Origin of the sequence: Nocardia xishanensis NBRC 101358 (assembly GCF_001613365.1) — a bacterium.
In the GTDB taxonomy this organism is placed as follows: Bacteria; Actinomycetota; Actinomycetes; order Mycobacteriales; family Mycobacteriaceae; genus Nocardia; species Nocardia xishanensis.
The window spans coordinates 38,962-60,994 of record NZ_BDCF01000015.1 but is presented as its reverse complement, the minus strand read 5'-3'; the positions used below and the strand labels follow the sequence as shown (position 1 = coordinate 60,994).

General features: G+C 65.7%; 21 protein-coding genes and 2 pseudogenes. 16 read left to right on the top strand and 7 right to left on the bottom strand.

The window, feature by feature from the left end; all coding sequences use genetic code 11:
- Positions 1–6: 6 nt before the first annotated feature.
- From NX1_RS37980 to NX1_RS14375, 7 genes and pseudogenes are all read left to right on the top strand, one after another.
- A pseudogene (locus tag NX1_RS37980) lies at positions 7–220 on the top strand (FAD-dependent oxidoreductase); the annotation flags it as partial.
- Positions 221–573: 353 nt separating this feature from the next.
- Positions 574–867, top strand: a complete 294-nt coding sequence (locus NX1_RS14390; RefSeq protein WP_068058604.1) for a hypothetical protein — start codon at positions 574–576, stop codon at positions 865–867.
- Between the two features lie 32 nt (positions 868–899).
- Positions 900–1,349, top strand: a complete 450-nt coding sequence (locus NX1_RS14385; RefSeq protein ID WP_068058602.1) for a hypothetical protein — start codon at positions 900–902, stop codon at positions 1,347–1,349.
- Between the two features lie 792 nt (positions 1,350–2,141).
- On the top strand, positions 2,142–3,362 hold the full coding sequence (locus tag NX1_RS14380; protein ID WP_157119738.1) for a PucR family transcriptional regulator: 1,221 nt from the start codon (positions 2,142–2,144) through the stop codon (positions 3,360–3,362).
- A 278-nt stretch (positions 3,363–3,640) separates the two neighbouring features.
- A complete protein-coding gene (locus tag NX1_RS36240; RefSeq protein ID WP_157119737.1) occupies positions 3,641–3,910 on the top strand; it encodes a hypothetical protein in 270 nt (89 codons plus the stop codon).
- 21 nt (positions 3,911–3,931) lie between these two features.
- Positions 3,932–4,072, top strand: a complete 141-nt coding sequence (locus NX1_RS36235; RefSeq protein ID WP_157119736.1) for a hypothetical protein — start codon at positions 3,932–3,934, stop codon at positions 4,070–4,072.
- A gap of 897 nt (positions 4,073–4,969) precedes the next feature.
- Positions 4,970–5,332, top strand: coding sequence for a GFA family protein (locus NX1_RS14375; protein ID WP_068058598.1), 363 nt, complete (start codon positions 4,970–4,972; stop codon positions 5,330–5,332).
- 57 nt (positions 5,333–5,389) lie between these two features.
- Here NX1_RS14375 and NX1_RS36230 read toward each other — a convergent pair whose 3' ends face one another.
- Together NX1_RS36230 and NX1_RS14370 are read right to left on the bottom strand one after the other, a co-directional pair.
- On the bottom strand, positions 5,390–5,527 hold the full coding sequence (locus NX1_RS36230; RefSeq protein ID WP_157119735.1) for a hypothetical protein: 138 nt from the start codon (positions 5,525–5,527) through the stop codon (positions 5,390–5,392).
- 33 nt (positions 5,528–5,560) lie between these two features.
- Entirely contained in the window at positions 5,561–6,100 is a 540-nt protein-coding gene (locus tag NX1_RS14370) for an SMI1/KNR4 family protein (RefSeq protein ID WP_084501428.1), read from the bottom strand.
- 585 nt (positions 6,101–6,685) lie between these two features.
- Here NX1_RS14370 and NX1_RS14365 point away from each other — a divergent pair.
- Positions 6,686–7,348: a DUF3558 family protein gene (locus NX1_RS14365; protein ID WP_157119734.1), complete on the top strand. Its 663-nt coding sequence runs from the start codon at positions 6,686–6,688 to the stop codon at positions 7,346–7,348.
- A gap of 214 nt (positions 7,349–7,562) precedes the next feature.
- On the opposite strand, the gene NX1_RS14360 is transcribed toward NX1_RS14365, so the two are convergent.
- Both NX1_RS14360 and NX1_RS14355 read right to left on the bottom strand, forming a co-directional pair.
- Entirely contained in the window at positions 7,563–8,786 is a 1,224-nt protein-coding gene (locus NX1_RS14360; protein ID WP_068058593.1) for an FAD-dependent monooxygenase, read from the bottom strand.
- Positions 8,787–8,968: 182 nt separating this feature from the next.
- Complete coding sequence (locus tag NX1_RS14355; protein WP_068058773.1) at positions 8,969–9,817, bottom strand: alpha/beta fold hydrolase; 849 nt, start codon at positions 9,815–9,817, stop codon at positions 8,969–8,971.
- A gap of 99 nt (positions 9,818–9,916) precedes the next feature.
- Here NX1_RS14355 and NX1_RS14350 point away from each other — a divergent pair, with 99 nt between their 5' ends.
- Positions 9,917–10,303, top strand: coding sequence for a winged helix-turn-helix transcriptional regulator (locus tag NX1_RS14350; RefSeq protein ID WP_068058591.1), 387 nt, complete (start codon positions 9,917–9,919; stop codon positions 10,301–10,303).
- 162 nt (positions 10,304–10,465) lie between these two features.
- Here the strand turns inward: NX1_RS14350 and NX1_RS35380 are convergent.
- Together NX1_RS35380 and NX1_RS14345 are read right to left on the bottom strand one after the other, a co-directional pair.
- A pseudogene (locus NX1_RS35380) lies at positions 10,466–10,657 on the bottom strand (ATP-binding protein); the annotation flags it as partial.
- A 108-nt stretch (positions 10,658–10,765) separates the two neighbouring features.
- Positions 10,766–11,665 (bottom strand): helix-turn-helix transcriptional regulator, encoded by a 900-nt coding sequence (locus NX1_RS14345; RefSeq protein WP_068058589.1) that lies wholly within the window; start codon positions 11,663–11,665, stop codon positions 10,766–10,768.
- A gap of 102 nt (positions 11,666–11,767) precedes the next feature.
- Here NX1_RS14345 and NX1_RS14340 point away from each other — a divergent pair, with 102 nt between their 5' ends.
- Both NX1_RS14340 and NX1_RS14335 read left to right on the top strand, forming a co-directional pair.
- Positions 11,768–13,195: an MFS transporter gene (locus tag NX1_RS14340; protein ID WP_068058587.1), complete on the top strand. Its 1,428-nt coding sequence runs from the start codon at positions 11,768–11,770 to the stop codon at positions 13,193–13,195.
- Between the two features lie 102 nt (positions 13,196–13,297).
- The gene (locus tag NX1_RS14335) at positions 13,298–14,884 is read left to right on the top strand and encodes a GMC family oxidoreductase (protein ID WP_068058585.1); all 1,587 of its coding nucleotides are present in this window, start codon (positions 13,298–13,300) and stop codon (positions 14,882–14,884) included.
- A gap of 49 nt (positions 14,885–14,933) precedes the next feature.
- Here the strand turns inward: NX1_RS14335 and NX1_RS14330 are convergent, their stop codons facing one another.
- Positions 14,934–15,410: an HAD-IIIC family phosphatase gene (locus NX1_RS14330; protein ID WP_068058583.1), complete on the bottom strand. Its 477-nt coding sequence runs from the start codon at positions 15,408–15,410 to the stop codon at positions 14,934–14,936.
- A 917-nt stretch (positions 15,411–16,327) separates the two neighbouring features.
- Between NX1_RS14330 and NX1_RS14325 the strand changes: the two genes are divergently transcribed.
- From NX1_RS14325 to NX1_RS14305, 5 genes are all read left to right on the top strand, one after another.
- The gene (locus NX1_RS14325; RefSeq protein ID WP_068058581.1) at positions 16,328–17,548 is read left to right on the top strand and encodes a PucR family transcriptional regulator; all 1,221 of its coding nucleotides are present in this window, start codon (positions 16,328–16,330) and stop codon (positions 17,546–17,548) included.
- 322 nt (positions 17,549–17,870) lie between these two features.
- Positions 17,871–18,503 (top strand): HAD family acid phosphatase, encoded by a 633-nt coding sequence (locus NX1_RS14320; RefSeq protein WP_068058579.1) that lies wholly within the window; start codon positions 17,871–17,873, stop codon positions 18,501–18,503.
- Positions 18,504–19,182: 679 nt separating this feature from the next.
- The gene (locus tag NX1_RS14315) at positions 19,183–19,404 is read left to right on the top strand and encodes a hypothetical protein (RefSeq protein WP_068058577.1); all 222 of its coding nucleotides are present in this window, start codon (positions 19,183–19,185) and stop codon (positions 19,402–19,404) included.
- 131 nt (positions 19,405–19,535) lie between these two features.
- Entirely contained in the window at positions 19,536–20,681 is a 1,146-nt protein-coding gene (locus NX1_RS14310) for an NAD(P)/FAD-dependent oxidoreductase (RefSeq protein WP_068058575.1), read from the top strand.
- Between the two features lie 1,065 nt (positions 20,682–21,746).
- Positions 21,747–22,004, top strand: a complete 258-nt coding sequence (locus NX1_RS14305) for an acyl carrier protein (protein WP_068058573.1) — start codon at positions 21,747–21,749, stop codon at positions 22,002–22,004.
- The last annotated feature ends 29 nt before the right edge of the window (positions 22,005–22,033 follow it).

Genomic DNA, 22,033 nt, shown 5'->3' with positions numbered 1-22,033 from the left:
GACGTCGGCCCGACTGTAACCCTGGTGCAGGCCAGGGACTTCGCGGCAGGCACGTCGAGCCGCTCCTGCAAGCCGATCCACGGCGGCTTGCGCTATCTGGAGCGGCTCGACTTCCGACTCGTGCGCGAGGCGTTGAAGGGAGCGCAACCTGCTGCTCCACCGCCTCGCGCCGCACCTGGTGCGACCCGTCTCGTTCCTGCTGCCGGTGCGGCATCGGGTGTAGGGACCCGACGCGACAACCTAATTCCTAGCCCGGGAAGGTGCATCTGGCAAAGCCTCGGGCGGCGGGTTGATGAAAGTACCTGCGGCGACCGATCAGTGGGCATGTGATCGCATGTGCTGGATCGCCCGGTGCCCCTGGATTCGGGCTGGTCGCTATCGACGCGGCGCCTTCCGCAGCTGGCGGATGCGTTGCGGTTCAACGGAATCGCCGCCATTGGCCACGAGAACTGCGGCAGACCTGGGGGCCGGTGAGGTATCGTGACAAGCCGCGAGACGCGTAAAGGCCGGCAACGATGCCGACTCGCGAAGGAGAGATCGCTCGGGTCCTGAATCTCTGGGGGGATGTCACCGATGAGTTTCTACCTGCTCAGGCCCAGTGGCCCGCGCGGTTCGAACGGATACGAGTTCGGACCGGTCACAACCTCGATCAGTTCGCTGGTCGAAGACTCCGAAGACTTTGTCATCCCGCCGTTGTCCGGTCTGGTCATCACCGGCCGAGTGTTCGTCGACGACTTCAGCATGAGGGGTCGCAGCAAGCTGATCGCCTCGGGACGGGCAGCCGAGTTCCTCTTCGCTCGTGATGAGATTTTTCGGGAATATTCGTCCAGGCTGGACGAAAGCGGCGAGATCATCATCGACCTTTGACGTGCTGATACCGACCTGGGGGGGCGTAATCCATGACCTTCTACCTGATCGACCCCGAGATCCCTGCCGGCTTCGGCGAGGTCAGCAGGGACTCCAACTCTGACCCTCCGCGAGTGGTCTCGGCTCATTTCGAGTTTCACTTCCCAGTTGAGGGTGAACTGATTACCTCCTACAGCGGCGCGTACGCGGTGACGCAACCACTGGCCGATGCTCTGGCCGGGAGCGATCTGACGGGCTACGAGTTCGGTCCGGTTACCACCTCCATCAGTGCACTGGTCGAAGACCCTGGTGGCCTTGTCATTCCTCGCCTGCTCGGGCTGATCATCACTGGCCGGGCGTTCGTCGACGACTTCGGCATCCAGGGTCACAGCAATCTGATCGCTTCCGAACGCGCGGCCGAGTTCCTCTGGAATCGTGATGCACGCCTTCGAGACGAGGCAAACAGGTTGGACGAAGACGGCAACATAATCTTTGGTTTCTGAGATGTCATGAGTGCGAATGCCTCTGATTTCGACTGCCGAACGGCAGAATGCCATTGGGCTCGTCCGCGCGGCAACTGAATTCGCGGTGAAACTCCAGAGTAGCTCCAGACACTCGCGCACCGAGACCAGATGTGCTGTGCACCATCGAGTTCCGCGCGTGCGGCAACCACGAGCGCCGCGACCGCCGGAGCCGATGCCCCCGGGGCGGGGGCTATCGAAAACCTCGACCACCGGTTCGTGCTGCGCACCAGCGGCTTCGGCCTCTGTTGTCGCGATCCGCTCGATCGCCTCCAGCCAGCTTCGAGAATTCGACGAAGGCGAAACCGGCAAGGTGGAACACCTGTATCGACGGCCAGATAAAAAGCTGCAGACCGGCCAGTCCTTGGTTAGGGAAACAAACCCTTTGCCGGTCGTATGGTCGGCGATGTTTGCACAACCCAGGGCCGCCACCGTGCCCGCTGCCGAGGCGAGCCGACGCAGAACCGAGACGAGTGGATCCGCGCTATCGATCCCGTCGGTTGCGCTTGTTTCGGCGACGTCCCCGTCGTGCTCGACTCGCTACCCACCGGCATCTCGGCACGTCAGTGGCAGTTCAGCGATGGACATTGTGAACTATCACAATAGCTTGCCGACTGCCCCTCCGGAAATTTCACGATACTCGGAGTAAACCGTTCTCACGAATCTTTGCCTGGTTACGCTGGTGCAATAGTGCAGTTAACGGAGATGGAAGGACGTTCGACCATGCCTGTCACAGCTCCGCGCCGGCAAGGACTCACTGTTTCCGGCCGCCCCATGTCGTTGCCGTTGAAAGACGTGCGGGCTTTGTCACGGCAGATGGTCGGGCATTTCGTCGAAACCGTCGCTCCCTGTGGCACCTTGCCCGGTGACGCGATCCACGGCGACATCACCGTCATCACCCGCGTGTGCTTGGAACTGGCAGTCAGCATGCTGGACGGCAGCAACATTCCGGAGAAGACCGAGCAGCTCGAGGACGCCGCGGCCCAATGGGCTCGCGAAGGCGTGCCCATTGGTACCATTCACCACGCCATCCACGAGGGTTTCAAGATCGGCTTCGACTTGGTGGTGTCCCCCGCCTTGGTCCAGCAGCGTGCCTCCGGCTCGGCCGACACCGAGCCGATGCTCACCCCCAGCGTGGCCGACTACCAAAGCATCCTCGACGGCGCCAAACTCGTCGTCGAAATGCTCGACACCATGACCACGGCGGTCTCTGTGGCCTACGTGCGCGAACTGCGTGCGGTCGTGTCGGAGCACCACACCGCGGTGCACACGCTCACCTCGGCGCTGCTCGGGGGCCATCCCACATCCACCATGGCCCGCGAGTGCGGTATCGACATCTCCGACCGTTATCGCGTAATAGCCCTCGCCATTCCGCCTCACCCGGACGAATCCAACCCGATGCTGGACGCGAAAGTCGTTGCCCGGCGCAAACTCCGGCGCGTGCAGGCGGAACTGGCCACCCGGTGCGGCGACACCGTGCTTTCGCTGCTTTCGATCGACGGCGGCACCCTGCTCATCCCCGCCGATCACATCACCGAGGACACCTTGAACGAGCTGATCGGGCAGTTGTCGCGGGCGGCCCGCGTGCCCATCACCGCGGCGACGGTCACCGCTCCCGCCGACACCGTCCCCACCGCTGCCGATCGCGCCCACCAACTACTCGACGTGATCACCCGGTTGCGGTCGGTGCCGGGCCTGTATCACTTCGACGATCTGGCCCTGGAATACCAGCTCACCCGCCCCGGCCCCGCCCGCGAATATCTCGGGTCGCTGCTCGACCCACTCGACGAGCATCCGGAACTGCTGGAGACCCTACAGGTCCATATCGCGCACAACCTGAACCGCCAGCGCACGGCGCGGCTACTGCATGTACACACCAATACCGTGGACTACCGGCTCAAGCGGATCGGTCAGCTCACAGGCTTCGATCCCACCACGGCGGGCGGGCTGTGGTACCTGCGTTCGGCACTGATCGCCCACACTTACCGCAGCTAGCGGAGTGCGGTCGAGCGGGTGCGTAATTACTCCGGTCGATCAGCATCCGCCGTTCCAGTCGCAGCACGGCGGCGCCCGCGCTGGAGAGCGCCACCGACTGTTTCCGGTCACAAATTTCACACCACCAACGCCGACGAGTTGCGTAAACAGAGAATGTTTCCGTTCTCGCCCATGCTCGCGCCCGACCCGATCGATAGTATTCCTGCAATCAGCAGGAGGTAGACATCGACAACGGGCGAAAACGCTTCAGAACAAAGTCGACGAGTTAGAAACAAAATATGGATGACATCCGAAGAACCGAAGCCGACGGATTGCGCGCGACATGGCGGCCGTTTCAGGACTATCTGATATCCATCGTCGCCGTCCACGAGGAATCCGGTGCCACGCCGATCGTATCCTTCGGCCCCGAGGGCTTTCCCGATCTCGCACAAGCCCGAGAACTCCTTCCGGAAATGAACAAGCTATGGGATGCAGTCCGCCACGACTTCTGGACCAAACTCATTCCGCCGCAACCACGGTCTCGGCAATGGCGATGGACGCGATTTTGAAACCCCCGTACCCACTGCCGCGTGCGCATCGACCCCTCGATCAACGACCACCGCCATGCGGTCCTGCGCGACACCGCCGGAAAGGGCCAGGGTCTCGACAACCCGACGCTGAAGAACTGGTCAGCAAACCCGTCGACGCCGCCGGCGCAGATACCAGCGTAGGTTTCAGCATTGCCCGCCCAGGGATTTCGTTCCCTGGCACCACGAACTAGCACGTGCAGCCTGGCCGCTGTATTCGGCCCCTACGCACTGATCATGGTCGACTGGAGCTCGGTGCTGCCGTGGGGTCTCCCGCAGGCCGCACCCACGACAGGCCGATCAGACCGCACGCCGATCCAGTTCCGCCGGAATGCCCGTTTCAGGTGTGGGTGCTCGACACCCCGCCGTCCGGCAACGACGCCGATGGCGGTCCACAATGGCGTGGACCTGAAACGGGCCCTAGTCATGGTTGCCCTGAGTCAATGTCATAGGCCCGCAATATCGATACCTTTGCGCATCCGCGCTCGGAGCCCGACCAGATGGAACCCGGTTCACTCATGGATAACACGCATTGCCGTATATGCGGGAGCGATTTGCCATCGACAATGAAAGACCGTCAACGCCCGCACACATGCAACGCCAGGGCGGGTGCTCGTACAGGAATGACCTCTGCTGATTGGAAAGCTGTCGCTTGTTGGCTCGACCCGGGCAGGAATCATCCGAGGGGACAGATGGGATCGGAATAGCGGATCCGAGCAGCGCATTGAATCGACATGGATCTGCAATGCCAGGTAAGGATTTTCGCTTCCGAGGTACGCCCACGGGACGGAGCGCAAGTCACACCGGTTCTGGGCTCCGCCGTCGCTGTCGGCGAGAAGGGCGGACCGCAGGCGGGGCTCGCCGCCGCACGCGCTCGATCCACTCGAGTCAGGCGATCGCCCTGGCCTGAGTTGGCGCCGCCCAGCATCCGGGAGATCCCGCGGCCGGCGGCTTGCAGCGCGGGAACAGCGGTGCGGGCCGCGACATTGTTGGGGACGACCACCGACAGCGCCGCCACGATCCGGCCGCCCAAGGAGCGATGTGAACGGCGGCTGTCTCTGCGGCAACATCCGGTTCTCCGCGACCGGCGACCCCGACTTCCCTCACCTGTGCTCGTGCGAGCACTGCCAGCGACTTTCAGGCGCCCCGGTGATGTCGTGGGTGTCCTTCCCGGAGGAAGGATTCGCCTGGACCGGTCCGGGCGGAGAACCGACCTGGTTCGAGACCTTCCCACAGATCTGCCGCGGGTTCTGTCCGAAGTGCGGTTCCTCGGTCGCGTCCAAGGGGGATGAAGCCGGCTTGGTGGGGGTCACGATCACGGCCTTGGATGATCATGCCGACCTGGTGCCGGTCAAGCAGAGCTTTGCTCACAACGCAGTCCCGTGGATGGCCCCGCTGAGGTGAGTCGCTGCCCTTGCGGGACAACCCATTCCGGCTGTCCCGCAGAGGCGTTGGGACCTTTTACTTCTGCCGAAAGTCCTCGGTCAGTACCACATCCGCGCCCTGACCGTAGGCGCGGTCCTCGGTCATCGCCAACAGCAGCCTGCCGTCCCGGCCGACCGCAAGCTGGTCGATGCGATCGTGTTCACGCACTGTCATCTGTCGAACCTATCCTCTGTATGCCGTGGTCAGTCACTCGTCTTCGTCGAGCGGCATGTCACCCAACTCCACCAACTCCTGGTACTCATCGACCGACTCTTCGAGCCAATGGATGAAGCTGTCGTACTCGCCCTCTTCGTCTTTGTAGTGCTGAACCAGACGCCAATCGCCGTCGTCCGTCGCATCGGATGGATCGAGGAGAATCCGCGTCTGGTTAGCGTCTGCCCAGCCGATCACCACACCGCCCGCCGCGACTGGATCCGCGGACTTGTCGGCCTGGCGCTGCCAAGCCTCGATCCTCTCGGCTTTCGCCCCGCCGAGCAGATCCTCCACCGGCAGCAGATCGGTGACGCCATCCACCATCTGCCAACCGTTGTGCAGCAAGAGAAACGCTCGGTACGAAGGCGGCAGGCTTTGCCCAATCCTGGTTTCCAACCGACGGATCAGTTGCTCGCCGGCCGGCGCACCGAGCGTCTGCAGATCGTCCAGGCCGATCGATGCGTAGTAGGCCGAACGAGCCCGTACGCCATCCTCCACCGCGCGTCGCACGCGGTCAGTCAAATCAGCTTGCATGCTTCTCTCAACAGTTCTCGGTAGTGAATCCGGCGGGGTTGTTGTTACTGCTGGCCCGTGCCTACCCGATATTCTGGCCCGCCCCGAGGAGCCCTCGACCTCGCCGTCCACCCTCCACCTCAGACACCGACCCCAGCCAGCACAGCGCCAACCACCCCGCCACCGCAGCGCAGCAACTCGAAAACCCAACCCTATCAATGGCCTACGGCATATCCGCCCGAAATTCGGGAGTCGCCCCCAAGTCCTTCTCGCCGCGATGAACACCGCCTACGCCGAGAAGGCAGCAGGAGGAGTTCTGGATTCTCGCCTTGCCGTTGCTGCTGGGAGTGTTCGTGACTGTTTTGGCCTGCTTCGTGCTGGTGCTGTTCGAACGACGTCTGTGGCCACCGGAGCGCCCTGCCGGGCGGCGGCGGACGAACCAACGGGAGAACTTCGTTGCCTGACGTAACGTGTTGAGCGACTTGGCGATACACCCTCGAGTCCTGGCCGCAGGCTGGGTCCCGCTGATCGAATATGTGAGTACGGCCCGGCGATATCGACGGGTCGGCTGCGCGCAAACGCGCAGTGGCGGAAAGGGTTTCGCTCATGACGGGTAACGTGAAGAAGGCTGTTCTGGTCTGTGTTGTCGGGGCGGCGCTCGTCTTGTCCGGCTGCACCACCGCCGAGGACAAGGACGCGGGTGCGGGGACCACGACGGGATCGGTGACAGTTTCCGCGGCAGCCACCAGCTCGGCCACGAATTCCATTGGCGGCCAGCAAGAGCCGACCCTGGGCGCCGAAAAGCCCACGCCCGCGCCGCAAGCGTCCTGGACCGCGCCGACCACGGCGGAGTCACGGACCTCGGCACCGGCGATGTGGAATCCGTGCGCGATCGCCGACGCCGACATCGCGCATCAGGGGCTGCGACCCGAGAGCAAGCAGGTCGTCGAGGGATCCGACGGCGAGCCGGGTTGTCGCTGGCGTTCGGCCACCGACGCCTTCGAGGTGACCATCACCTCCACCCACCAGAGCTTGCAGGATGTCGAGCAGTCCGGCCGCTACACCGATTTCGCCGCGGTGCGCGCAGGCGGGCACGACGCCACCCGATACCGTGCGGCCCAGGACACGAACAAGATCGGCTGCTATGTGAGCATCACGGTGGCGGGCGGGCAAACGGTGTTCGTGACCAGAAACCTCAAATCCGATGCTCTCGAACCCTGCGGGGTCACCCAGCGTGTGGTTGACGGGCTGACCGGCTACCTGTCCTGACCCCGAGACGGACTCGGCGAGGAAATCGTGGACGGGGCCGTGGGGATGGCGGCGACGCAGGCGGCCGAGGTGCGGGCTGTCGTCGCCGAGGTCGCCGCGTTCGCGTCAGGCGGGTTCGATTCTGTGCCGACCCCCAGACCAGGTGCGGCATATGCGGACGCAGTGCGACGGCGTCCTACTGAAGCGTTGCCCCGTTCGACACGCTATGTGACACCTAGGGCTTGGCCGACGAGGCGGCCGGCGGTCCGGCTAGGATTCCGGAGTCCGGCAGCTCCGCGTAGTCGGGCAGTTCGACCCCGTTGATCGCGCGCTCGACCAGCTCGGCGAACCACTCTCCGGTGAAATCGGGGCCCGGCTCGGCATCGGCCCCGGGGATGTCGCGGCTGCGGGCGTTCAATTGGGCGATCTCCTGATTGGCCTCGACGAACGAGCGCATCCGCGCCTCGTAGCGGGCGAAACCGATCTCTGGATTCCACTCGGCAGCAGCCAGCTCGCCGGCCAGCACGTAGGCGCCGACCAGGGCCAGCCCGGTGCCCTGGCCCGACATCGGGGAGGAGCTGAACGCCGCGTCGCCGAGCAGCCCCACTCGCCCACGCGACCAGCGATCCATCACGACCTGAGCGACCTGGTCGAGATAGAAGTCCGGGGTGTCGTCCAGATGCGCGAGGATGCGCGGGGTCAACCAGCCCAGGCCGTCCATCCGCTCACGCAGCAGCCGCTTCTGGGCCTCGATATCGCGGTAATCGACATCGACGTCGGCCGCGGCGAAGGAGAACATGGCCATCGCCCGGGTGGCGTCCTGTATCGGCCGCAGCCCGGCCGAGCGCCCGGACTCCTGGTACTCGATCAGCCATTTGTCGAGTCCGAACTCGTTGGGCACGCTGAAGAAGGCCAGCACGTGCCCGAGGTGGCGGACGAACTGCTCGTGCGGCCCGAAAACCGTTGTGCGCAGCGCGGAATGCAGCCCGTCGGCTCCGACCACCAGCTCGAAACGCCGCCGGTTACCGCTGTCGAAGACCACCTCGACCCCGTCCGCGTCCTGGGAGAGTTCGGCGATCCGGTCGCCGAAGACATATTCGACATCGTCACGGGTGTCCTCGTAGAGCACCTGTGACAAGTCACCGCGCAGGATCTCGATCTCCGCGATGAATCCGTCGCCGCCGTCGTCGTCCACGCGGAAGGTCTCCAGCACGTTCCCGTCCACGTCTACGGTGTGCGCGCCGATGGTCTGGGTGCAGGCCGCGCGCACCGCCGGGTCCAGCCCCATCCGCCGGATGACTTCCTTGGTCACTCCACGCGCGTCCACGGCCTGGCCACCGGGACGCAGTTCGGCGGCCCGCTCCACCACGGTCACCACAGCTCCCCGCCGGTGCAACCAGTGGGCCAGCGCGGGCCCCGCAATGCTCGCTCCCGCCACCAACACTCTGATACCGCTCACCGCGCCTCCCACTTACCCCGCCGAATCAAAGTCCGGATGAATTGCTTCTGTTCCGACCCACCGCTTTCGGTGCATCCAGAGGTATCGACGACGAATCCGCCAGGAATTCATCGGTGCACCCGAGACCGTGTCCACGTTCCTGCGAACCCCCTGAGCCCGCAGGCATTATCGTGTGTTGCCCTTCAGGAATCGAGAAAGTCGATGAGCAGCGGCACCAGAGTCGCCGGGCGGTCGAGGGGGATGATGTGGCCGCAGTCCTCGATCATGTGGCCGGTCAGGGTGTCGGCGATGGGGCGGAGTTGGTTTTCGAGTGCGGTTCCGACCGGGTGAGATCCGATGGCCATGGTCGGCACGGTGAGCCGGGCGGTGTCGACAGCTTGCCGGATCTGCTCAGCGCTGGTGGGCATCGCCCGATAGTAGGAGAAGGCGCACCGCAAGGAATCGGTGTCGGTGTAGGAGGCGACGAAGGCGTCGCGGGTTTGCGCGGGTATGCCGCGCCCCCGGGTGCCGGTCGCCAGGAACCAGTCGAGGTAATCGGATTCGTTTCCAGCAAGGACTTTTTCGGCAAGACCCGGCACCGCGTGAAACCCGAACCACCAGGGCGGCCCACCGGCCAGAAAGGTTTCGGCACCGGGCAGCGTGCCCAGCAGCGATTCCATGAGCACCAGCCGATTGACTCGTTCGGGCCGTCGCATCGCGAGGAGGAACGCCGGGGGAACACCGGCATCGATCGCGACGACAGAGGCGCTGGTTTCGCCCAGGGCGTCGAGCAGCCCCTCGGCGTCGGTGGCAAGGGTGTCCGCGTCGTAGCCGTCGAGTGCTCGTGTGCTGGCGCCGAGGCCGCGCAGGTCTGGCGCGATCACCCGGTGTCGTCGGGCGAGTGGGCCCATCACCTCGCGCCACAGCTGCCAGGTGTGTGGAAAGCCGTGCAGTAACAGGACTGCCGGTCCGGTGCCGGCGATCGCCACGTTCGCCTCGATGTCGTTGGTTGCCACCATCTGCACTGTGAAATCGGGCAGTTCCGAAGGCATTCGATTCTCCACTTGGGTTACTGATAGTTACTACATGACCATAGGTAAGTATGGCTAAACTGCGAAGACGGCACTTTCGAGACAGGTGGTGAGCTCTAGGTGACTACCCGACCCGGCACAGGCCAGCGCGGAGATCTGTTCTCTCCGCGCTGCCCGACCCGCCAGCTACTGGATCGGCTCGGCACCAAGTGGGTGTCCATGGTGGTGAAACTTCTCGCCGAGGCCGCGCCCGGCGAGGTGCGCTTCGCCGAACTGCAGCGTCGGATGCCCGGCGTTTCGCAGAAGATGCTGTCGGTCACTCTGCAAAGCCTGTGCCGCGACGGACTGGTCGCCCGCCGCGTCGAACCCACTGTTCCGCCGCGCGTGCACTATCGCCTTACCGATCTCGGACTCTCCCTGGAAAATCCGTTGGCCGCGCTGCGGGCGTGGGCGGAGGAGCACATGGCCGAGATCGACGCCGCCGCAAAACGTGCGGGCCACGCATGACCTCAGGTCTATCCCGGCGATAACCACAAAGACTCCCACGGTGTGGTGGCGGCGTCAGCGGGTCGAAGACGAGACGGCGCACCTAGCGGCCGTCGCTCGGGTCCATTCGGCGAATGATCCGACAATCGGCTGCTTAAGACTGGTGGTAGGACAAGGAACCTCGGCCAGCCGCGCCACCCATTTCGCGGCGGTCGCGAACGCGACCCGATGCCCGGCCTGGCAGGCCCGGATCGAGAGCCCGATCGACAGATGCGTCTTACCGGGCCCGGGCGGCCCGAGAAAGACCACATTCTTTTTCGCGGTGACGAAGTCCACGGTTCCCAGATGGGTGGTGGAGTCACGCTCGAGGGAGCGCTCCGCGGCACCCGACCCCACCCCGGGCCGCCCGCGGACAACAAACCCACGAAATCATCAGGCGCACCCCAACGGTCGAGGCCCTTGTTTCAGCGCGACATACGAAACTCACCCCGCCGCAGCGTGAAACCTCTCCCGATGCTCCACCCACGGACGCTGCCGCTCCTCCTCGGCCATCGCCAACAACTCCCGCAACTTCCCCCACCCCACCTCATCGGTCGGCGTAAACACCTGCATCCACGCATGCGGCACCGACGGCAATGACATACTCGTCAAGAACATCTCCAACTCCCCCACCGCCAAATTCCGCACCAGCTTCGTCCGACTCGCCGGCACCGCCACATCGTTCAGCGCCCACAAAGATGCGAAAGCCTCGCTCTCCGAACACATCTCGGCAATGAACTCCTCCCACCCCGGATCACCCAGATTCTTCGCGTACGCCCCACGCAAATACCCCACCATCCGACGAAGATCATCCCAATTATGGTGATAGGTGTTGCAACACTCCGGCGTCAGGAAGACGCGGCGGGCCACATTACGTTCCAACAGGAAGCCAGGGCACAGCGCCTCATACGGCTTGTTGTGCGCCAACACGTCATACCGCGCACTCAACACCACCCCCGGCAACGGCTCCAGATGATCCAAAATCACCTGCAACTCCTCCGGCAACGCCGACCCCGAATGGCCAGAAGGCACCGTCGGCACGTCCGCCATCCGATATAGATGCGCCTTCTCCGCCGCATCCAACGACAACGTCCGGGCCACCGCATTCAAAACCTGAACGCTCACATTGATTTCGCGCCCCTGTTCCAGCCACGTGTACCACGTCACCCCGACTCCGGACAGCTGCGCCACCTCCTCCCGGCGCAGCCCGGGCGTACGCCGACGCGGCCCCGGCGGCAGGCCGACATCCTCCGGTGAGATGCGGGCGCGCCGCGATTTCAGGAAGGCGCCCAGCTCGTTTCGCCGGGCCTTGCGCAGGGCGCGAGCATCCACCGTATCGGTCATACAGTGATCCTCACCGATCGTGTCCGGCTTATCCAGGTGGTGCCAGTACTAGTTTTATCGGGCTCCTGTTACCGGTGTCGGCGATCGCGCAAGCTCGATCCCATGACCCAGACCTTGCCGACACGGCCAGCCGACACGGCGGCCGCCCCGGCCCGCGGCGCATGGCGCGCCACGGCCATCCTCGCCATCATCCTCACCGGTCAGTTCATGGCCGTGCTCGACGCTTCCATCGTCAACGTCGCCATCCCGTCGATCCGTTCGGGGCTGGGCACCAGCGGGTCCGCGCTCCAGCTGATCGTCGCCGGTTACGTGATCGCCTACGCGGTGTTGCTGGTCACCGGCGCTCGCCTCGGCGACCGTTTCACCCAGCGGCGCGCCTTCATCGCGGGACTCGCGCTGTTCACCGTCGCCTCGCTGGCTTGCGGGCTTGCCTGGAACGCGGTGGCGCTCATCGTGTTCCGCTTCGTCCAGGGTGCGGGCGCGGCGGCGATGATTCCGCAGGTGATGACCGTCATCCAGCGGGACTTCAGCGGACAGGCCAGGGCCAAGGCGCTGAGCGTGTACTCCGCCATCATCTCCGGCGGCGTGGTCGTCGGTCAGGTGCTGGGCGGACTGATCGTGGACGCCGATCTCTTCGGCAGCGGCTGGCGGGGTGTGTTCCTGGTGAACGTGCCGGTCGGCGCGGTACTGCTGGTACTCGCCCCGCGTGTACTTCCCGCCGACGGACCGCGTTTCGACCGGAAACTCGATCTGGCCGGGCTCACCGTGCTCACCGTTTCGGTTCTGCTGCTGGTGGTGCCGCTGGTGCTCGGCGCCGAACAGGACTGGCCCGCGTGGACGTGGATCGCCTTGGGCGCCAGCGCGTTCGGCGCCGTGACGTTCGCGTTGGTCGAACGCCGTGTCGCCCGGCGCGGCGGTGCGCCGCTGTTCGCGCGGGAGGCGCTGCGCGCACCGGGCCTGCTGCTCACCGCGGCGACGCTGCTGGTCGTGATGGCGACCTTCGGCGGCTGGATGTTCGTCATGGCCATCCACCTGCAGAACACGCTCGGTTACTCCGCGCTGCACGCGGGACTGGTGTTCGTGCCGATGGGCGCGGTCTTCGCCCTCGCGAGCCTGAACTGGCAGCGCGTCCCCGAGCGGTTCCACCGCGCGATGATTCCGCTGGCACTCGTCCTCGGCGCTGCGACAATGACGGTGCTCGCGGCGATGCTGCGCAACGGTGCCGAGCCGGGGCCGTTCGCCCTGGTTGTCTTCGGACTGATGGGGCTGGGGTTCGGCCTCGCCTTCACCCCGCTGATGACTCGCACGCTGGCGACCGTTCCGCGCGCGGTGGCCGCGGACGCGAGCGGCATCCTCGTCACGCACGTCCAGCTGGGTATCGTCGTCGGCATCGCCTCCTTCGGGACCGTGTTCCTGAGCCTCGCCGGCGCGACCACGGTGTCTGCGGCGCGGGCGCTCGGTGTGACCGGCATGGCGGAAGGGGCGACGGTGCTGCTGGCGGCCGCGTTCGCGTCCCGCGCGGCACGGTGAGGCCGGGAGCCTGTCCGGCCCGGGCGGCGTCTGCGCGAAACCGGGCCGGGGCGGGCTCGTTGGCCGTATCTTTGCCGTAAGTGGTGCAGATCGGAGTGGACAGTGGCAGCAGGGCAGCTCTCGGCCGACTACGTGATCGTCGGATCGGGGTCGGCGGGCGCGGTGATCGCCAACCGGCTCAGCGAGGATTCGGGAACCCAGGTGGTGGTGCTGGAGGCCGGCCCGCCGGACAAGGACAAGTTCGTTCATATTCCGGCGGCCTTCGCGAAACTGTTTCGCTCCGAGATGGATTGGGACTACTTCACCGAGCCGCAGCCGGAGCTCGACAACCGCCAGGTTTACTGGCCGCGCGGTCGCATGTACGGCGGGTCGTCCTCGATGAACGCCATGATGTGGGTGCGCGGCTTCCGTGCCGACTACGACGAGTGGGCGCTGCTGGCCGGCGAGGAGTGGGGATTCGCCGCCGCGGTCGAACAGTTCCGCCGGATCGAGAACGTCGAGGACGCGCAATACCCCGACGAGGGCACCGCGGGACCGCTGTACGTCTCGCACCAGCGCAGCCCGCGCTCCTCCACCGCGGCGTTCCTGACGGCGGTGCAGGAATCGGGCTTCACCGTGGAGGCGCCGAACCGGCCGCGGCCCGACGGTTTCAGCCAGACCATGGTGACCCAGCACGGCGGCAGGCGGTGGAGCACCGCCGACGGGTACCTGCGCCCGGCGCTGCGGCGCGCCAACCTCACCGTGCACAGCGAAGCCCTGGCGACGCGGGTGGTGTTCGAGGGCAAACGCGCCGTCGGCGTCGAGTACCGGCACAACGGCGAGACCCACACGGTCACCGCCCGTCGCGAGGTGGTGCTGTGCGGCGGCGCGATCAACAGCCCGCAACTGCTCATGCTCTCCGGCATCGGCGATGCCGACGAACTGGCACGTCACGGCATCGCCGTGGTGGAGCACGCACCGGATGTCGGGGCCAACCTCCAGGATCACCTGGTCGCCGGCATCGGCTACGGGGTGGAGGACTCGCTGTTCGGCGCCGACAAGAAGCCACGTCAGCTGATCGACTACCTGCTGCGCCACCGCGGCATGCTCACCTCCAACGTCGGCGAAGCCTACGGCTTCGTCCGATCCAAGCCCGAGCTGGAGCTGCCGGATCTGGAGCTGATCTACGCACCCGCCCCGTTCTACTACGAGGGCCTGATCGATCCGGCCGAGCACGGCATCATTCTGGCGACGGTGCTTTTGCGCCCGCAGAGCCGCGGGCGGATCACGCTCGGGTCGGCCGATCCCACGGCCAAGCCGGTCATCGATCCCCGCTACCTGTCCGACTCTGCGGGCGCCGACCGCGCCGCCCTGCTCGCCGGCCTGCGCACCTGCGCGAGGATCGCCGACGCGCCCGCGCTGAAGGCGCTGCTCGGCAGCATGATCTACCCGCCGAAGGCGCCGGACGAGCTCGAGGCCACCCTCGAACTGGCGATCAACGGCTATTCGCACACCTTGTATCACCCGGTCGGCACCTGCCGGATGGGCACCGACCCGGCCAGCGTGGTGACACCGCGACTCGAGGTGCGCGGCGTGCAGGGACTTCGGGTGGCCGACGCGTCGGTGATGCCATTGCTCATTCGCGGACATACGCACGCGCCGAGCGTGTTCGTCGGCGAGCAGGCCGCGAAATTCCTGCGGGAGTCCTGACCTCGCGCCGCTCCCCCCGCCGAGGCCGGGTTCCGCGGCGACGGGCGAGCTAGAAGACGGGGACGCGGTCGAAGCCGAGCGGCGGCGTGGGGGTCGGGCCGGTACCGAGCACGGGCTTGAAGTCGGGCAGCGCGGTCAGCACATCGATGTTGCGGGCCGCGTAGCAGCGCACCTGCGGCAGCGCGCGGGACACCTCGGCCCGCTCCACCGGCTCGTCGTCGACGAAGGCGATGGTGTCCAAGCTCAGGCCCAGGGTTCGGGATATTCGCACGATGCTGGCCGATTTGCGGCCCCAGCCGATCTCGAGCGCGGAGAACATTTCGTAGAGGCCGTGCCGATACAACTGCTCCAACGTCGAATTGCGGTCGCTGCGGCTCGCCACCGCGTGCCAAATACCGCGGTCGGCCAGCGCCCGCAAAGTGTGCAGCGAGGCGGGTCGCGGTGCGCCGCTCGTCGCGTCGCACACGACGCCGTCCCACATGGTGTTGTCCAGTTCCCAGACAAGACATCTCAGAGCCGGTCTCATGCCTGCCCCTATCGCTTCGTCATCGCTGCCTTCCCTGCCGTGGCGCGCCCGGCAGGCGGGATTACTTGCAACCATCCGGGGCACGACACGTGCCGGGCAAGCCCCAGGTTTCTGGGTGGCCGGTCCGGCCCGGGTGATACTACCGCGAGCCCGCTGAAGCGCCACTCGATCCGATCAGGCAAACCATCAGCGCTCGCCGCCGAGTGAACCACCTTGTCGCCCTGAGACGGTCGGCGCGACGAGCTTCCTCCGTTGCCCGGCCAAGCGCTCGTTCGGCATGGAGTGCAGTTGTGCGGGCCGCGCCGGAATTTCGCATGCCGCGACTCTCGGGCGGACGACCTTCGCCTACGGCGGCGCGAGAGTGCATGGGGCTTCGCACATCGCGCCACTAACGGCGACCGAGCGACCGACGAGTAACTTCGTCGGCGTGGACCATATGCGGCCCGAATCCTCGCGTGGCACGGACCATTCGGCGCACTCGCGATACATCTCACGCCGCTCCCATCCACCGCACTCCCCGCGGGCGTAACCGGCTGTCGGCCAGCCGGTCTCGGACTCGGCTCCGCGGGCGGCCCGAGCAGATCGGCCGCAGCGCGCAACACAGGGCACGAGAGGGGGTCGACATCCGCAGCGGCCCACCCGATTTCGCCGCGAGTTCGAATCGCCGATACTCCAGTGATTGCCGGAGAGACACACTCCGAACCCATTCCCGAGATAACTGAACAATTGACCAGAAAATACCTCGAACCGCATTTGCCGGGACCGCCGAAGCCCCGCGACCTGTGAGCGCTCACAAGCGCCCGATTTCGGCGCCGTCGTGATCTCACAGAACCCGACGAATCGTTCCGCGCCATTGATCATGCGGTTAGTGTGAATGCGCCGCACAGCAATTTTCCAGGGGGCGGAAGGAGTCGCCAATGACCGTCGACAGTGGGGCCAGACCGAGCTTGACTCTGTCCGGCCGACCGATGTCCTCGCCGTTGCAGGATGTCCGGAGTCTATCGCGCCAGATGGTCGGACATTTCGTCGAGAACGTGGTCCCCTGCGGCACGCTACCTGGCGACGCCATCAGCGGCGACGTCACCACCATCACCAGGGTCTGCCTCGAGTTCGCCGTCAGCATGCTGGACGGACGGGACATTCCGGCCAAATTGCAGCGGCTACAAGACGCGGCGGCGGGCTGGGCGCGCGAGGGCGTGCCGATCGACACCATCCACCACTCGATCCACGAGGGCTTCAAGATCGGCCTGGATCTGGTGGTCTCCAACGCCTCGATCAAGGACTACGGCAACCTCGTCGACGGCGCGAAGATGGTCGTGGAAATGCTCGACCAGATCACCTCCGCGATCTCGGTGGCCTACGTGCGCGAGCTGCGCGCGGTGGTCAGCGAGCACCACACCGCAGTGCACACGCTCACTTCCGCACTGCTGGGCGGACACAGCACCTCCACCATGGCGCGTGAGTGCGGTATCGCCATCGCCGCCTCGTACGCGGTCATCGCGGTCGCGATCCCGCAGCATCGCGACGAACGCAATCCGGCCGTCGACGGGCAAGTGGTGGCCAGGCGCAAACTGCGGCGCGTGCAAGCCGAACTGGCCACCCGGTGCGGCAGCAGCGCGCTGTCGTTGCTCAGCGTGGACGGCGGAACCATCCTCATCCCGTCCGTCGCGTTCGACAAAGAGCAGTTGGACGCGTTGATCACCGAGCTGTCCCGCGCCGCGCAGGTCGGTATCACCGCCACCCTGGTCGAGGCAGCGCCGGAACAGATACCCAACGCCGCTGACCAGGCGCACGAATTGCTCGACATGGTGCAGCGGCTGCAAGCCGTGGCCGGTCTCTACCGCTTCGACGAGCTCGCGCTGGAGTATCAGCTGACGCGCCCTGGCCCGGGCCGGGAATACCTCGGCTCACTGCTCGACCCGCTCGACGAACACCCGGAGTTACTGGAGACGCTGCAACGGCACATCGCCAACAACCTCAACCGCCAGCGCACCGCCCGCGTGCTGCACGTGCACACGAACACCGTCGACTACCGGCTCAAGCGGATCGGCCAGCTCACCGGTTTCGATCCGTCGCAGCCCTCCGGGCTCTGGTATCTGCGTTCGGCGCTGGTGGCGCGCACCTATCGCACTCCCTGAGCCGCGGGCTCGCTGGACGGCGCGGCGGGGAATGCCGGATTGCCATTTGGGCGACGGTTCCCTGCCGCTTCTCCGCCGCAGGGACTCTCGGGCCTCGTGATACGTGGCCGAAGATCCGGCCCCGACGGAACTCCGAGGTCACTGGACGGCGCCGGACTGTAATGCCCCACACCCTCGGCGGCGCATCACCGCCGAGCCCTGACACGAATCGACTTAGCGCGCAACGACTTCCATCCCTACCGTCCCACTGAATGGGACATCTCGAGCGGAAGGATGTGAAACACATGCGCGTCGGTTTCGTGCCCGATAGCGTCCCCTGGTCATGAGACGTTCTGTTGCAGGTATCGCCCTCGGGATCACCATCACGGTCGCCGCGCCGCTGTCCGTCGCGCAGGCCGACACCGGCTCGTCCTCGTTGTCCGGCGGCACCGGCTCGTCGTCGCTCTCCGGCGGCGGCGGTCTTCCCCCGTATTCGCAGTGGATCACCGAGGTGCAGACGGTCGCCGCCCAGGCCAAGGATTATCTGGCCGGGCGGTTGCCCGGGGCGACGCGTCCGGCCATCGTCCTGGACATCGACAACACCTCGCTGGAAACCCAGTACAACCCGGGCCCCGTCACCCCTGCCATCGCCCCCATTCTGCAACTGGTGCGATGGGCCAAATCGCAAGGCGCGGCAGTTATTTTCGTCACCGGTCGCCCCTCGCTGACGAACCTGTACACCCGAACCAACCTGACCGCCGTCGACTACCCGGTGGATGGGCTCTACGGCAGCCCGCTCACCACACTCTCCGCAGGCTCGGCGGGGCTCGAGGAATACAAGACCAACGCCCGCATCGACATCGAGGGCGACGGGTACACGATCGTCGCGAACATCGGGAACAGCCCTTCGGATCTCGCGGGCGGGCACGCGGAGAAGACCTTCAAACTGCCCGACTACAACGGCAAGCTCTCCTGACGGACCGGAACAACGGCGAGTTTTCACCGTGGCACCGTGGCACCGATCGTCCAGCGTTCCCGCCGCACCCCCGGTCGCTGTTCTCCAGCACCACCAGCCCCTCTGGCAGCGGCAGCGGCGCGTCGGCGGGCGGCACCACAGCAACGGAACGAGAAAGAGCCCCGAGGCACGGTCGTCGCCTAGACCTCGCCACCGGCCGCCGGGATCGCATCACCGGCCGATTTCAGGATTTCGACGAGTTGGGCAGCGAATTCCCCTGCATCCGTGCGTATTCCGCATGCATTTAGGGCGCGCCACACATCCATCACGCGCCCCACACAGCCGATGACACACTGGGGCGTCGGTGTACGCGTCTCCGTCGTTGCCGCCGCAGGGCGCCCATTTGGCGGATCTGGCCGAGGCCGACAAAACGCGTAGCGCCCAGCCTCGAGGTTGCACCGGCCGAAGGTCATCACGTCGTCGACGAAGTCGATCGCCTCGTCCCAGGTCTACTTGCCCGTTCGAGCACCGCACGTCCATACGGGTTCGGTCGCTCGCCACCGGTCACCTAGACCACATCGGTGCGCTCGACAGGGTCCAGATCAGGAGCGGCATCGGAGTCCATCACGTTGGTCGCGCCCGCCAACGCACCGCAGCCGACGACTATCGGCACGCCTGCCTTCTTGGCCCCGGGCGCGCAGTGGTTCAGCGGCTCATCGACGCCGTCGCGCGCCAAATCCGAGAAGAACAGGCTCGCGGACGCACCCCGGCAGCGCTCGACGCGAACGAGACCGCCCGCGCGCTGGCGTGGATGGACGAGCCTATCTCTTGGAAGCCCTCGGACGCGAACCCCGGAATTGTCGTGGACGTTCTGTACAACATCTGGATGTCCGCGCTCTACGGCGCCGACTCGAGCGACTGATCCGCAGTCGCGACCGAGGCCGAACAGGCGTCGGCACCGCCACCGACCGGCTCGGCGACAGTACTTGCCGGAGGTCGACGCAAACCTCCGTTCGCCAGCGAACTCGAGGCAACCGGGAGGACAATGAGCGCATGCGAACCGTGCTCATTCTCGGTGCCGGGTTCGGGGGGCTGGAGTTGGCCAGCCGTCTGTCGCATTCGCTGGCCGACGAGGTCCGGATCGTGCTGATCGACCGGAACGATTCGTTCACCTTCGGCTTCGCCAAACTCGAGATCCTGTTCCGGGATGTCCCGCCGGAGCGCGTCCGCGTTCCGTACGCGGATCTGGCCCATCCCGGCGTCGAGTTCCGGCGCGAGGAGGTGACCGCGATCGATCCGCGGACCCGCCGCGTCGTCACCGACAAGTCCGAATACGAACCCGACATTCTCGTCGTGGCGCTCGGGGCCGATTACGATCCCGCCGCGACACCTGGATTCGTCGAAGACGGATACGAGTACTACTCGATCGAGGGCGCGTGCCGGTTGCGTGATCGGCTGGCGACCTTCGAGGGCGGCGATGTGCTCCTCGCGATCCTGAGTGTGCCGTTCAAATGTCCGCCCGCGCCCTACGAGGGTGCGATGCTCCTGTACGAGAAGCTGTTCAAACGCCATATCGACGCGCGCCTGCACATGATCAGCCCGATGGATTCACCGATTCCGGTCTCGGCCGACACCTCCGCCGCGCTCGTCGAGGCACTGAACAATCGGGGCATCGAATACTCACCGGGCCGGCGGGTCCACGCCCTCGATCCGAGCCGCCACGTGGCGTTGACCCGCACGGGCGATCTCCACTACGACCTGTTCATCGGCATCCCGAAGCACCGGGTGCCCGCCGTCGTCGAGGCGTCCGGGCTGACCGAAGGCGGCGCGGACGGCTGGATCGCCGTCGATCCGCACACCCTGGAGACGCCGTACCCTGGCGTATACGCGCTCGGCGACTGCGCCGATGCCCCGGTCCCGCGAGCCGGCGTGTTCGCCGAGGACGCCGCCCACACCGTCGCCGCGGGCATCACGGCGACCGTGCGCGGGTCCGACTGGTCCGAAAGATACCGAGGACGCGGCGTGTGCCATATCGAGTTCGGAGACGGTCTGGTCGGCAAGGTCGACGCGGACTTCTTGTCGGGCCCCGCTCCGGTCGCACCGTTCTCCGCGCCCTCGAAGGAACTGGCCCGCGAGAAGGCCGCCGCGGCCGCCGCCCGGCTCGACCGTTGGTTCCCGGGCTCGAACCGCAGAATCTAGCGACCATCCGCACCTCTGTCGCGGTCGAGGTGAGCGCCGTGCTCTCGATCGGCCCCGCACCGCGCGCTCGACCACAGCCGGATTCCCGGCTCGGCGGACCACCGCCGCCACCCTCGGCGCCCGACCGAGACTATCCACCGGGTCGGCGAGAACGACCATGCGCCACAACGTCTTCGGTCGAACCCCACGTCAACGGCCGCCGCCACCGTGCCCACCGACTCCACCCCACCGCACCCCCTGCGTGAGATCCGAATACCCAGTGCCCCAACTGAACCAAAGTCTCGCCGCGACGGCAAGGGGAGCCGTGCCGAACGACTCGCCCTGCGGCAGGATTCTCGCGGGCCGGAAAAACAGCTCCGAGCGATGTTGTGATGGCCCACATAGTCGATTCCACTACTCGCTTGCAATGATAGCGGTCACAATCTTGTGAACTCGAAAATGTTTGCCACGCTTCGGAATAGGGACCGAGGCCATCGGTGCGCAGTGAAAATTTTCCCCGCAAGTATGGAATTGATCACCGGGATGTGGTAGGACCCAATTCAACCGGAAAGTACCAATGGGTTGGTTTTATCCATTCGGTGAACCGATCGTGAACAGCGAACTTTCCGGCAACCTGCTCCACGCGAGCCGGCGACCATCGCACGGGGGAATACCTGTAACCGGAAATCGCAGCATTGATTGTCCGAGACACCCCGCCCTCGTGCCCCGTTTTCCGGGGGCGGCGCCGGGTAGCGAACACAACAATCGCGGCCTGTTAGCCATGAGATTGCCTCTCCGCGAGACCTGCTGTCCGACAGTGCTTTTCGCATTGCAGCCCCCAGATCAGCGGTGTAGAGATTGGTCGAACGTACGACTGTGAACGGTGACAGTCGCGCAGGGTGACGAGATATGAGGCGTAACAGTTTTGGTTGTCGATATCGGAAGGCATGTGATCACCGGCTCGGCTATCGCCGCATCCGGCACTGACCAGCGAAAAGGCGGACACTCGACAGTGTCGGCAAACACGGCGGCCCAGGTCGCCGACGTCGGCGGCACAGCGGCCCCGAGGCCGATCGGAGGTCTGCAATGAGCGCCCCGGACACGGTCTCGGAGCGCGTCCGAGAGCTGTTTCGCAACGGCTTGCGCGTCGACGAAATCGACCTCGATACGCCGTTGCTGGATTATGGCCTGGACTCCGTCCGGTCGGCCGAGATCGTCATCGAACTGGAGCGTGCCTTCGACGTGGAGATCTCCGACGAGGAGGCCTCCGGGCTGCACACCGCGCGCGACGTGATCGAGTGCGTGACGAGCAAAACGAACCAGCGCACCGGGGTCGGTGCGTAACCCTATGGCACCGCGAGGACAAGACCACG

What these genes read in the sequence shown, in the direction of transcription:
- NX1_RS14390 (WP_068058604.1), top strand. Translation starts at nt 574, where the DNA reads ATGAGTTTCTACCTGCTCAGGCCCAGTGGCCCGCGCGGTTCGAACGGA.
- NX1_RS14385 (WP_068058602.1), top strand. Translation starts at nt 900, where the DNA reads ATGACCTTCTACCTGATCGACCCCGAGATCCCTGCCGGCTTCGGCGAG.
- NX1_RS14380 (WP_157119738.1), top strand. Translation starts at nt 2,142, where the DNA reads ATGTCGTTGCCGTTGAAAGACGTGCGGGCTTTGTCACGGCAGATGGTC.
- NX1_RS36240 (WP_157119737.1), top strand. Translation starts at nt 3,641, where the DNA reads ATGGATGACATCCGAAGAACCGAAGCCGACGGATTGCGCGCGACATGG.
- NX1_RS36230 (WP_157119735.1), bottom strand. Translation starts at nt 5,527, where the DNA reads ATGACAGTGCGTGAACACGATCGCATCGACCAGCTTGCGGTCGGCCGG.
- NX1_RS14370 (WP_084501428.1), bottom strand. Translation starts at nt 6,100, where the DNA reads ATGCAAGCTGATTTGACTGACCGCGTGCGACGCGCGGTGGAGGATGGC.
- NX1_RS14365 (WP_157119734.1), top strand. Translation starts at nt 6,686, where the DNA reads ATGACGGGTAACGTGAAGAAGGCTGTTCTGGTCTGTGTTGTCGGGGCG.
- NX1_RS14355 (WP_068058773.1), bottom strand. Translation starts at nt 9,817, where the DNA reads ATGCCTTCGGAACTGCCCGATTTCACAGTGCAGATGGTGGCAACCAAC.
- NX1_RS14345 (WP_068058589.1), bottom strand. Translation starts at nt 11,665, where the DNA reads ATGACCGATACGGTGGATGCTCGCGCCCTGCGCAAGGCCCGGCGAAAC.
- NX1_RS14340 (WP_068058587.1), top strand. Translation starts at nt 11,768, where the DNA reads ATGACCCAGACCTTGCCGACACGGCCAGCCGACACGGCGGCCGCCCCG.
- NX1_RS14330 (WP_068058583.1), bottom strand. Translation starts at nt 15,410, where the DNA reads ATGAGACCGGCTCTGAGATGTCTTGTCTGGGAACTGGACAACACCATG.
- NX1_RS14325 (WP_068058581.1), top strand. Translation starts at nt 16,328, where the DNA reads ATGACCGTCGACAGTGGGGCCAGACCGAGCTTGACTCTGTCCGGCCGA.
- NX1_RS14320 (WP_068058579.1), top strand. Translation starts at nt 17,871, where the DNA reads ATGAGACGTTCTGTTGCAGGTATCGCCCTCGGGATCACCATCACGGTC.
- NX1_RS14310 (WP_068058575.1), top strand. Translation starts at nt 19,536, where the DNA reads ATGCGAACCGTGCTCATTCTCGGTGCCGGGTTCGGGGGGCTGGAGTTG.
- NX1_RS14305 (WP_068058573.1), top strand. Translation starts at nt 21,747, where the DNA reads ATGAGCGCCCCGGACACGGTCTCGGAGCGCGTCCGAGAGCTGTTTCGC.